Source organism: Ferdinandcohnia sp. GQ5, from assembly GCF_059759275.1.
Genome location: NZ_JCAXEW010000018.1, coordinates 44092 through 57002, shown reverse-complemented (window position 1 = coordinate 57002; position 12911 = coordinate 44092). Strand labels below are relative to the sequence as shown.

Annotated in this window: 8 protein-coding genes; 1 reads left to right on the top strand and 7 read right to left on the bottom strand. The window is 37.8% G+C overall.

The window, feature by feature from the left end; all coding sequences use genetic code 11:
- Window positions 1–4: 4 nt before the first annotated feature.
- The 7 genes from AC6CHV_RS19960 to AC6CHV_RS19930 all read right to left on the bottom strand — a co-directional run bounded on the left by AC6CHV_RS19960 (window position 5) and on the right by AC6CHV_RS19930 (window position 11904).
- A complete protein-coding gene (locus tag AC6CHV_RS19960; protein WP_498079553.1) occupies window positions 5–3001 on the bottom strand; it encodes an endo-beta-N-acetylglucosaminidase in 2997 nt (998 codons plus the stop codon).
- Window positions 3002–3383: 382 nt separating this feature from the next.
- Window positions 3384–4796: a 6-phospho-beta-glucosidase GmuD gene (gene gmuD / locus AC6CHV_RS19955; protein WP_498079552.1), complete on the bottom strand. Its 1413-nt coding sequence runs from the start codon at window positions 4794–4796 to the stop codon at window positions 3384–3386.
- A 19-nt stretch (window positions 4797–4815) separates the two neighbouring features.
- On the bottom strand, window positions 4816–6321 hold the full coding sequence (locus tag AC6CHV_RS19950) for a response regulator transcription factor (RefSeq protein WP_341329675.1): 1506 nt from the start codon (window positions 6319–6321) through the stop codon (window positions 4816–4818).
- A complete protein-coding gene (locus AC6CHV_RS19945; RefSeq protein ID WP_341329674.1) occupies window positions 6314–8110 on the bottom strand; it encodes a sensor histidine kinase in 1797 nt (598 codons plus the stop codon). The genes AC6CHV_RS19950 and AC6CHV_RS19945 overlap by 8 nt, the downstream gene beginning before the upstream one ends.
- 348 nt (window positions 8111–8458) lie before the next feature.
- Window positions 8459–9916 carry an ABC transporter substrate-binding protein gene (locus tag AC6CHV_RS19940; RefSeq protein ID WP_341329673.1) on the bottom strand — a complete coding sequence of 486 codons (1458 nt, stop codon included), beginning with the start codon at window positions 9914–9916 and terminating at the stop codon, window positions 8459–8461.
- 23 nt (window positions 9917–9939) lie between these two features.
- Window positions 9940–10818: a carbohydrate ABC transporter permease gene (locus tag AC6CHV_RS19935; protein WP_341333457.1), complete on the bottom strand. Its 879-nt coding sequence runs from the start codon at window positions 10816–10818 to the stop codon at window positions 9940–9942.
- Window positions 10819–10974: 156 nt separating this feature from the next.
- Complete coding sequence (locus tag AC6CHV_RS19930; protein WP_498079551.1) at window positions 10975–11904, bottom strand: ABC transporter permease subunit; 930 nt, start codon at window positions 11902–11904, stop codon at window positions 10975–10977.
- 198 nt (window positions 11905–12102) lie between these two features.
- On the opposite strand from AC6CHV_RS19930, the gene AC6CHV_RS19925 reads away from it, so the two are divergent.
- Window positions 12103–12831, top strand: coding sequence for a ThuA domain-containing protein (locus AC6CHV_RS19925; RefSeq protein ID WP_440272447.1), 729 nt, complete (start codon window positions 12103–12105; stop codon window positions 12829–12831).
- Window positions 12832–12911 lie beyond the last annotated feature (80 nt).

The following is a 12911-nucleotide window of genomic DNA, read 5'->3' as shown; positions in this document are numbered from 1 at the left end:
CCGTTTATTCCGACCATGTTCTTAGTAAATAGTCCGCACTAGCTTTTAACATATTCTTTGTGTCTTCAGAAACATCTTTCACTTGGTTACGGTCAATGGTATCCTTAAATTTTTCCAAGTGAGTTGCCGCTTGCTTCATGCGACCGCTGTCATAATGTTTTTTCGCACTCTTCAATGTTCCCGTTAACTGTTTGCCGGCTGTTTCGGCCAATTCCTCTTTCTCAACCAATCCGTTGATTACACCATAAATCTCATCCAAGGTAATTCTGACAACAGTACTGACTCTATTGCCAGTATAGTCTTCCATCACAAATTCAAGGATACTGTCCGTTGATTGAGTTTGGAATGTGAGCTCATTTAAATGTGTGCGTCCGCGAATAATATAAGGTTTGCGTCCTTGACTGTAAGTTGTATTAAACGTTTTGGCTTCTCCATTTTCATAAATATACAGGTAATGCCAATCTCTTGCTTCAGGTAACTCCCACGTAACGGAATTCCCTTCAATTGTGACTTTTTCTGCCGAATATGCTTCTATATATTTGTCAATAAACGTGCCCTGGTAGCTTATCCAGTCATGGCTGTTAATTTTTATTTTCAAATGATATTTATCCCCGTTAATTGGCATATTGGATAGTTTTACTTCTGTTTTGCCTTTGCTAACAGTGACAATCCTATTGACTTCTTTGGCATAATCGTAATCTGTAGAAATATTTATAGTAGTCTTTCCATTGACATCCTTAGGATTCTCCCACGATACTACCATATCACCCTTATCCGTTTGGGTAGCTTTAATGTTACGAACTCCTTTAGTTAAGTCGTAATGAACAACCGCAGGATCACTTTCTTGACCATCTTGACTCACGGCTGTCACAGAAACCTCACCTGATAATCCCTTCAGGTTTTTGATATAAAACACTTCATCATAAATCCCACCAACATAAGCTCCGTTATTATAGATATTGTATTGATTGACTTCATCATATCCTTTTAAATCCCATGAAATATACATTTCATTGGAATCGCGGAGAGCTTTTGTTATCTGCAGACCGGTTGGTGCCTCTGGTTTTGCAATCGATCCATCGGTAATCTTTACTTGCCCAATATTCATCTGGTACTCATCAACCGCTACATCGCCATTTTCAAAAACTAGCCCAAATGCAGCAATCTCTTTACCTGCATATTGAGATAAGTCAATTTTTGCTGTTACCCAGCCATCGGTCCGTTTACCCGAGTTGGATACTGCCAGTTTTACTACCTCTTCAGGAGAGTCCTTAAAGTGTAAACCGATACTCATAACGGATGTGTCATCTTGTGAGGTTTTCTGATACGTAAGTGAGAATTCGGAACCCTCTTTTACCTGCAAATCGGTCTTATAGAGGCGTAGGTAGTTTTCAGCATCTAATGTACCGTTAACTACAAGCGAGTTACCTCCGTTATAGGCACCTACCTTTTCATAATCGTAGCGTGGACCTGCATTGTAGTTAGGACCAAAATCAAAATCTACCTGTAGTGGTGTACCTGTCGTATCAATCCACCACTGCCAAGTAATAGGAATATCCTGAATATTAATATTGGACCATTCTTCAGAATTGCTGACCTTTCCATCGACATAATAGGCCAACCCACGGCCAATGTTAAAATTGGATACAAAATTGGAGCCTTGAATAACACTTCGTTCCGCTATATATGCAGCAACGCCATCCCAGTTGTCTCCTTTTGCTGCTACATCAGACAGGTCAACGTCTGCATTTCTGCCAGTACGGGTTGGGTCCTGATTCGGACCAGTCCACCATGCACGATCACGAATGAACGACATCCATTGATAATCGCTGTTATTCCTCCGCATCGTATCTTCTCCGCCAAGGTCCTCATCTAATCCGTGATGTGTAAAGTCGGAGCCAAGCATTGCAATACTATTCATCAGTTTTCCACTTTCATCTAAATTATTTCGTAAATCATTCCGGTGTTTTTTAAATCGGTCGCCGCCAGCCTCAACACCTGCAAATACCGTTTCAAGGGGATCTAAACCTAAACTCTCTGCATGTGCTTTAGAATTTTTCATCTTGTCATTATTCCAAAGGTAGTTTAAGAAAATTGAATGGGCAAGATCGCCATATTGTGGGTCCTTTAAAAAAGGACTATTAACCTCGGTAAACTCATTTTCGTATCTCGTTTTGCCAGTTTCATTATGGACGGAATCATACCACTGGACATATAGACCACTATTTCTCAACACCTTTAAAAACTCTTTATATGTAGGGATATCCTCGACCGCTACCCCGGTAATCTCTTCTTGGTTAAAGAAATAACCATCAAAACCAAAATAACCAGCAATTTCAATCAATTTTTCAGCAGCAGGGAAATTTCCATTCTCATCCTTAACAAACATTTGTGTATAGGTTTGAGGTCCCCTGTCATTGCTTGAGAAGAAAATAACGGCAAGAGATTTTACCCCGTTTTTATGTGCGGCATTTGTGTAAGCAGGATTTGGAATGTTTAATACACCAAATTCAAACCATCTTTCATACCACGGTAGGCTAGGATTATATAAGTCTCTCGGAACATCCGCCGACGCCATTCCGTGCCAGTAGGAATAATAGTCTGTATACTGCCAGAATGGAAACGTGTATTCCCCAAATTTATTCGTATAGGCCGTACTATCCATAAAGGAATTCCCATAATCACCAGCAAGATTAAACATTTGTGTTTCCTGGCTCAATTCAGGGTTTGCCTGTGTAGAGGCAAACGGTTCAATTCTTTCTTGTAATGGTACTTTCGCCCTTAGCATTTCGGCATATTTATCCGTTTTCGGGTCCCATTCGATAATGTCATTTGCTGTATACCCATGCTGTGTAGGCTGATTTAATCCAGTTGCACTTTTGCCTGTATACGGTAGTGTGTCCCCTGCCAAAGCCGTAGATGAAAAGCTAATCTGCAAGATAAGAAGCATAGAAAGTGTTACGATTAATGTTTTTTTTATTCTTCCCAATCGAGAAAACATTCTTTTTCCTCCCTTATTTATAAACTGCTGTAGTTTGCGACAAAAGAAGTAAATTAATCTCACTCTGTTCTAACCAATGGCACCCTTACAAATGACTCTCTGTGTAATGCATCACGCGAATGAATGACTAATAAGTTTCACCGTCCTTTTATACATAAAAGATTCGTTTAATGCCCTAAGCGACATTGATGTAAGCCCTTCCATCATTTTAGCAGTACTTTACTGTCCATCCTATTGGTAAAAACATAGATTCATTGGTTAAAATAAAGAACACTGTGGATCAAGAAAAGATTGATATATACATAGAAAAAAACGTACCACTTCATAGGTTGGTACGTTTTTGATTCATGGAATTATTTATATTTTATTAATTTCGATAGGATTAAAACCCATTGTTCTCTGCTAACAGTTTATACCATCTGCCGGATTTCTTAATGGTTCTTTCCAAACCATTTTTTAAATCTACCTCTACCAATCCATAGCGGTTCTTATAAGCATTTGTCCATGACCAGTTATCCATAAATGTCCAGATATGATACCCAAGGCAATTGGCCCCTTCCTCAATTCCTTTGTGCACCCATTTTAAATGTTCCTTCACAAACTCAATCCGGTATTCATCCTCAATAAATCCCTCTTCGTTACGAAACTTCTCCTCGCCTTCAACCCCCATACCGTTCTCTGAGATGAAAAAGGGAATATTACCATAATTTTTACGAAGATCGACCATTATGTCATAGATAACTTCTTCGCAAATCTCCCATCCACGGTGTGGATTGATTTTCCGCCCTGGCATGATGTAAGGATCAAATAAATGTTCCGGCATAAACGGTGCATTCTCCGGCTCAGACTCCTCTTTGGCTTTAACGCGGCGCGGTTGGTAGTAGTTAACTCCTAAAATATCAATAGGATTATCTCTAATAACTTCCAAATCACCGGTTTCTATGGTTGGAAGCAAATCTCTTTCTAGTAAAATATCAACTAAGTCCTTTGGATAGTTCCCTTTTGTGACAGGGTCAAGAAAACTACGATTAAAGAATAGGTCCGAAATATGCGCTGCGGCTACATCCTCCGCATCCCTGCTTCTTGGATAAGTTGGAGTTAAGTTTAGAATGATACCAATTTTGCCATCAAGATTCAATTCCTTAAATGCCTCTACCGCCCTTGCATGGGCAACAATGGTATGATGTGCAACAACTGCCCCACGTTTAAAATCTGTCACATTAGGATAATGCCAATTATATAAATAACCTGCCTCGACAGGCACGATCGGTTCGTTAAATGTAAACCAATATTTCACACGGTCACCAAATAAGCGGAAGCATTTTTGTGCATAATTTACATAGGCATCGATTACCTCCCTGCTTTCCCAGCCTCCTTTTTCCTGCATGCACATTGGCATATCAAAATGATACAAATTAATAAACGGCTCAATGTCATTAGCCAATAACTCATCAATGACTTGATTGTAGAAGGAAACGGCCTCCTCATTTATTTCCCCTGTGCCATCCGGAATTAATCGTGACCATTGAATTGAGGTCCGAAATGAGTTATGGCCCGTCTCCTTCATTAGCTGAATATCCTGTTTAAATCGATGATAGAAATCCGATGTATGCTCTGGGCCAACTCCATTATGAAAACATTCGGGCTCGATGCCGTACCAATAATCCCAAATACTTTGTTTTCTTCCAGCACTCAGTGCTGCGCCTTCCGTTTGTGGACCGGATGCTGCACTTCCCCACCAAAAGTTTTCAGGAAAACGATAGTGGATATTTTGTTCTTCGAATACTTTTCCCATAGATTTCACCTTCACTCTTTTAAATTTTCCTCCACTCACTCGGTGTCGTGCCAATCATTTTTTTAAATTGCTTATAAAAATAAGTGGTATCAGAATACCCTACTTTTTTCCCAATATCTCCAGCCCTAAAATGGGTGGTTTTCAGTAATTCTTTTGCTTTTTCCAATCGATAGCGATTCAGATATTCAGAATAGACGACCCCTACTTCTTTTTGAAATAATTGTCCCAAATAAATAGCATTTACATGAAACTGCTGCCCTAGTGTTTTTAATGATAGCCCTTGGACATAATGGGCATGGGTGTACTGAAGCACATTTTGTACGATCGGACTTCGTAAATGAACATGGTTATGAATGGTCAGGATTAATTCATAAAAATATTCGGTTATAATGACCCTTATCTGCGCGATATCCGAGCTATAAAACATTCGTTCGACAACACCTGTATAAAGGGAGAAATCCTCGGGTTGTAGTGAATAATGGATATAAGAAATTAAATCCAGTGCATACTTTTTTACCACTAGGGGCGAGATAACATTTGATTTCTTTGTTAAATCCTTAAGATAACAATCAATCAGTTCTAAAGGTTCTTCCTCTGCATTCATTAGTTGTTTAACAATATTCCCCTTAAATTCCTGCTGCCGTTTTAACTCCTCCTGATGATCAATTATTTCTTTATCTGAGATCAGCACATTTGGTTCTGAATATATCTGCAGAAGGCTATGTTCCCTAGCAATCGCAAAACTTTCTTCTAGCTTATCAATCTCATAAACCGGCTTGCCCATAGCCAAATAGAATAAGCCTGCCTCTTTTTGCTCATTACAGAGTTTATCAAGAAGACTTTGGTTTTGCTTTACCAACTCTTCTTCACTTACACCTCCAAAAATAACCACGATCTCTTGATCAGGACTACAGAAAGATATTGCCGAGTATTGCTCTGCAATAAAGTGTCTAACGTACTTAACCACTTCAGACTTCTGATAATGTTCAAGATTTAAGATTGAAACATTATATGACGGTTGGTTTAATTCGATATTGTATAATGCCAATTTTTCAAGAAAATCATGCTGATCTATTTCCCCTGTCAGAAAGCGCCATAATGTATTATCCAATAATGTAGTCGTTCCCTCTGGCCGACTTCCTGCCAGATTAGCCCTAAGTTTTCGTCCTACGGCTTGAATCGTTGTCAACAATTCCTCTTCATCGACAGGTTTCACCAAATAGTTTTCAACCCCTAGTAACAACCCTCGTTTAATAAACTCAAACTCTTGATAACCTGTTAGGACAATATTTTTAACCTCTGGCCGAACACTCTTAACCTCTTGAATTAAGTCCAAGCCGGACATTTCCCCCATTAAAATATCTGTAATCAGAATGTCGATGGGATGCTGTTTAATATAGGAGAGCGCCTCTTCTCCGCTTTCTGCTGTATGAACAATTTCAAAACCGTAATCCTCCCAGTCCAAGATCGCTGATAATCCTTTTGTGATGATGGGTTCATCATCAGCCAATAGAACCTTAAACATAAGAAATCCCCTCCACTGGAATAGACAAAGTGACCATTGTTCCCGTGTTTTTGCTACTCTTTATGGTAATACCATACTTGTTCCCATATCTCAGTTTCAAACGTTGATGTATATTTCTCAACCCAATAGATTGCATTTCATCACCATCTTCACGATTAATATGTTGTACAATATTGTTCAATTCTTCTTCAGACATGCCCTTGCCATTATCTTCTACACATATTTCAATTTTTTCTCCCAGATTAGAAGCTCGTATAATTAATTCATTATTGGACCGATCTTTTCTAAAACCATGAACAAAATAATTTTCAATAATCGGCTGTAGGGTTAATTTTGAAACAAATGTATGTTTCACCTCATCTGGAATATCAAAATGGACATGCAGTTTATCCGGATGTTTAAACTGCATTAATGTTAAATATTGTTGGACATATTCAATTTCGGTATAGAGCGGTACGATGTCTTTTGATTCCAGTGAGTAGCGGAACAATTTAGATAAATGGAAGATCATCTTACCGGATGTTTTGGAACCCTCCAAGACAGATACCATTCGGATTGCTTCAAGCGTATTGAATAAAAAATGGGGATTAATTTGTGCTTGAAGCGCTTTTAATTCCGCCTGCTGTTGTTTCATATTGAGCAGATAAAATTGTTCAATGTAATTATTTAGTTCATTTAACATCGAATTGATATTGAACGAAATCTTAGATAACTCATCTTCATGTTTCGTTTCGGGGATCCTTGCGTTCAGGTCCCCTTTTTCTACTCGGCGGATGGTTGACACAATTCTATTAATTCGCCGAGAATAATTTTGCATAAATGAATAACTGATTAAAATAGCCGCCAAAATTAGAAAGATGATGACAACCCACATTGTTCCCCTGATAATTGATAGCTTTTGCCACCCTTTATCGGGAATGACACTTACAAACGTATAATCACCTTTGTTCGCAATGGTATTAATGTAATATTCTTCGGATTTATACTCTATCTTTGTTTCATTTGTTTCTTGCTTGACTTGATGGACGAGAGGGAGAGGAACTCCTTTATTATGGGAATAAACGATTTGGCCATTGGCATCAATTAGAAAGAAAGAAGCCGGTGCCCCTTCATCCTTTTTGACCATCCTATCTAAATGCTCAGTAGAGTAATAGACGGAAATCTCACCTATTTTTTCGAGCGTGACCGGGTTATTAATGACAGCCTTTTTCGTAATTGTATCTTTTAACTTCTGCCCTTTTGGCAAAGCATCTCCGCTTAGGTTATAGTATCCCCCCGGGAGTACATCATTTAAATTTGGTTCCGAGTTATCAATACTTTTGTTCCACCTCAGATAATTATTAATGAGCAAATATTCAATTTCAGGGCTATCTTCTGAACGTAAGCTAATGGCGTTAATATCATTATCCTGACTAAAATAGCCATTAAAATACGTATCTAAATTGGTAGGAAAATACGTATGGTCCTCCGTAAATTTATCAAGGCGGTATTCCAAATATTTCCCATATCCGTTATGAAGGGCAAAGGAAATATCATCAATCAGCTCCCCTTGAATATAAAGATCTCGCATTGCCCTATCAATATCTGAATCTTTGGCGGAAAAGTAATCCTCAACCCTTTCTATCGTTCTTGTACTGACATTGACTTCCTTTTGTATAATGATTTCTGAATAATAGTTTGTGATTGTCACAATCAAGATGATGACAGTAACAATAATCGTAATGGAAGAGGTTAAAAAAAGTTTATTAAATATTCTTTGGTGAAAACGGCTGTTGTGTTTCGAATTCATTTCCAATCCCTCAATTATGTGTAGTTTTTCAGTTCAAGTTTATCACAGTGGAAAGAATCGAAGACATGATCTTTCTATGCAGCTTCAGGTAAATACATCCCTGGATAAGAATAGCGCTCGCGCTCTTACCTGGTCAGGAACATTTGGCCAGAAGCGCTTAAATAGGGATAAAGGACTCAAAAAGAGTAATTGACAATCTAATATTTACTTTTCATAAGGAGGAAAGCGAAAGACACTAGCCGTTATGGCACTGGAGCTAGGCAAACTTTATGTTCAAAATCTCATGTTTTTTTATTGTATGAAATAAAATCAAGCTGGAATATTCCACCCAGCTTGATTTGTTTTTAGTTATTTTTGCGAGCTTTTCCACTCATCAAATTGCTTTTGTATTTCTTCTAACACTTTATCAAGTCCGGCTTCTTTTAATTTCTTATTGAATTTTGGTAAATATTCTTCTGGGTCAACAGATCCTGTTGCCAAGGCAGGATAGAATTCCTTCGAAATATTTGTAATGGATGCAAGTTCTGAACGAACGGGATCACTATTAAAATTGAAACCTAGTGATGGCGCCTTAACGGCAGAATCATTAAACTCTTGGAACTTTTCCCATTTATCTTCAGGGTCATCTTTGTAAAGGTCTAGGATAAAGTGGTTTCCTAGTGAATAAGATGGCATGTTATAGCTTTCAATGCGTGCAGGCAGATCTTCAATTGTGCCATTCTCATTCTTCTTGTAATGTACGCCTTCAATTCCCTTATCTACTAAGTTACGAAGATAAGGATCCGTATTAAGTAAATTTAAGAATTCCATCGTTTTTTCAGGGTTTTTAGATGTTACTGAAATTGCCTGAATTGAACCAGATACGGAATCGTTTACAGTTGTTGGCTGCTCCGCAGGTACAGAAACTACCTCGTACTTCGCTGAACGAGACCATAGTAAATCTGCATATGGTTGGAAACCACCCATGCGGACAAACCAGTTTTCTACATCCATCGGCCAGCTGTCTTTACTTGTTGCAGCATCCTCTTTTAGGTAGCCAGCTTTATAATAGCTGTGCATTGTTTTAAGCGTTTGCATAGCTTCGTCTGTTTCAAATGGATTTATAACATGATCTGTATCACCCTCGAATGGGAAGGCAAATGGCATTTCAGCGTTAAAGACATAATCATAGCGTAAAAATGCATCAAATGTTGCGATTGGTGTGATGCTAGGTTCATTCTCTTTAATAACCTTTAACATTGGCTCTAGATCTTCTAGAGTTTTCACATTTGAAATATCAAAGTTGTATTTGTCAACAAGTCGTTTGTTAAATGTATAAACCGATTGTCTAGCAGCTTCTTTATTTGCAGGAATACCATAAGTCTTACCATCAACTTTAATTCCTTCTAAAAGTGCTGGGTTAATGGCTTGCTTTAATTCCTTGCCTTCCTCTTCTAGCAATTCATCAATGGCTAGGAAAGCACCTTTTTGTGCGTTTTGAACATAGTCAGTACCATTCGTAAAGATAATATCAAATTGTTCCCCAGAGTTAATCATGACTTGAGATTTTTGTGCCCAATCTCCCCAATCTATTTGGGTCATGTCAACTGTGGCATTAATTTTTTCTTTTAGATACTTATTTACTTCTTCAAATACTTTATCAGTATCTTTTTGTGGTGTTCCAATGGTATACCATTTAATTTCATATGGCTTTCCATTTCCATCACCTTTTTCCGTTGTTGAACTATCTTCATTACCGCTACAAGCAGTAAGAATAGTTCCAATAGACAGAACTAATGCAATCAAAATCCATAACTTCTTTTTCATTACAGCTCTCCCCTTTTCTTTTTTTATTCTTTAACGCCGCCAATAGTCAGTCCACTAATAAAATACTTTTGAAAGAATGGATACGAAATCGCTATCGGTAAAGTGGCGATAACAACCATTGCCATTTTTGCTGATTCTTCTGGGATGGTATCAAATAAGCTTTGTTGCATGATAGCCACATCCAAATTCTGCCTCATAAATTCAAGATTTGCCTCAATTTTCATTAATAAGGATTGGAGTGGTACTAGATTTGGGTCATCAATGTAAAGTAAAGCTGTAAACCAATCATTCCAATAACCCAATGTACTAAACAATGCAATTGTTGCAATCCCTGGTAATGAAAGAGGGAAAATGATTTGGAAAAAAATCCTCCATTCACTTGCTCCATCTATTCTCGCTGATTCTAAAATCGATTCAGAAACTGATTTCAGGAAAAATGTTCTCATGATGATGATATAAAAGGCATTCATAGTAAGCGGTAAGATCAACGCCCAAATAGTATCTTTTAAACCCAGGAATTGGGTTACTACTATATAAGTAGGAACCAACCCACCACTGAAAAGCATGGTAAAGAATGCAAGGAATGTAAAAAACTTGCGATATTTGAATTGTGGTCTTGAAATCGCATAAGCATAAAAGGTGATCATTAAAACGCTGATAATTGTTCCAACAATTGTAATGAAAATCGTAACACCGTAAGAGCGGAATAACTGCTCTTTCATACTCCATAGATAGTGGTATGCATCGAGGCTCCATTCCTTAGGGATTAATTGAAACCCATTTCTAACTATACTCTCCTCACTAGTAAAGGAAATAATAATGACATAGATAAATGGAAAAATGCACGTGAAAGCTAAAATCCCTAGCAGTACACTAATTATCGCATTAACGACTGGATGCATATGCTGAGGATCACGATGTTTTTTCCTTACAACCTTTGTCCCACCCCCCTTCATTTCTCCTAGTGAACTTGAAATAACGACCGGTGATTCATTTCGTTCTAGTTTTGCCATATCGTTAGCCGCCGGGCGACTTCCTCCCTTCACGATGGAATAAAATTAAAATAATGCACTTTCCTCATCAACTTTTCTTACAATATAGTTAGTGATGATAACAAGGATAAATCCAACTGCCGACTGATAAAGACCTGCAGCCGTACTCATTCCAATATCCCCAAGATTCATAAGACCTCGGTAAACGTAAGTATCAATTACGTTTGTAACTGAATACAACGCTCCGGAGTCTCTTGGAACTTGATAAAATAATCCGAAATCCGAGTTAAAGATTCTACCGATATTCATGATTGTTAAGATAATCATTAACGGTTTAAGCATAGGTAAGGTAACATGTTTAATCTGTTTCCATTTTGAAGCACCATCAATCATAGCTGCCTCATAATATGTTCGATCAATTCCAACAATAGATGCTAAATAAACAATACTACCATAGCCAACACCTTTCCACAGACTCATAAACACGATAATAAATGGCCAATATTTTGACTCGTTATACCATGAAATGGAGTCAATGTTGAACCAGCCGAGAAATTGATTTAGTAAACCATGCTCAGTGCTTAAAAAAGTGAATACAAAGTAGCTTCCGATAACCCATGAAATAAAGTGTGGAAATAAGATAGAAGTCTGATAGACCTTTGAAAGTCTTTTGTTAATCAATTCACTGAGTAGGATAGCTGTTGCTACTGCCGCTATTAGCCCCACAACAATAAAAATAAGATTGTAGATCAAAGTATTTCTAGTAATAATCCATGCATCGTTTGAACTAAATAAATATTTAAAGTTATCCCAGCCTACCCATTCGCTATTTATAACGCTTGCAAAGAAACCATCGGGATCAATCCGAAACTTTTTAAAGGCCAACACTTGGCCGAACATTGGCAAATAAGAGAATAGTAGCAACCAGATTGTTCCTGGCAGAATCATTAGAAGCCATACTCTATTTTTATAGATATCTTTCAATATACCTTTCATAATTTCTTCCTCCTTTCAGCCCATGTAAGCACTTCCATAGTTATATTTTATAGGGAAAGAGGGACTATTAATAGTTGACTAATTTGGGATTAAGTGCAAAAATCTTAGAAATCGACAAAATCTATGTTCATTCATTTGTAAACGCTTTATGATTTAGTCGAATATTTCATCATTTTTTGTAGAGAAAGGAGTGGATTGATGATGAAAGTGACCGTCTGGAATGAAAATCGGCACGAACAAGGCAATCCAATTGTAAGCGATTTATACCCAACCGGTATTCACGGAACGATTTCAGATTTTCTTCAGTTGGAGGGCTTTGAGGTACGAACTGCCACTTTAGATGAAAGTGAGCACGGTTTAACAGATGAGGTCCTCAACAATACCGATGTTTTAATTTGGTGGGGACATCTTGCTCACGGTGAGGTTAAAGACGAGATTGTAGAGAAAGTCAAACAGCGTGTTCTTAATGGAATGGGGCTGATTGTTCTTCACTCTGGCCACTTTTCTAAAATATTTAAAGTACTAATGGGAACAAGCTGTGATCTAAAGTGGCGTGAAGTTGGTGAAAAGGAGCGCTTATGGACCATAAACCCTAGCCATCCAATTACAGTAGAAATTCCTGAATATATCGAATTGGAAAATGAAGAAATGTACGGAGAGCATTTTGATATACCTAAGCCTGACGAGATAATCTTTATCAGTTGGTTTGAAGGTGGTGAAGTATTCCGCAGCGGCTGTACATATACACGAGGTAATGGGAAAGTATTTTACTTTAGGCCTGGACACGAAACTTATCCGACCTATCATAACAAACAAATTCAACAAGTAATCATTAATGCGGTGAAATGGGCCGAGCCTATCAAAAAAAAGCATTCCGTTTACGGGAATGTGCCCGCTCTCGAGGATTTAACACAAAGTAAAGAATGATGAAAAAGTTATCGGTAGGTATCATTAAATACCAAGTTTTCTTGTAAAAAAATTGACCGACTGAAATCATTCAGCCGGTC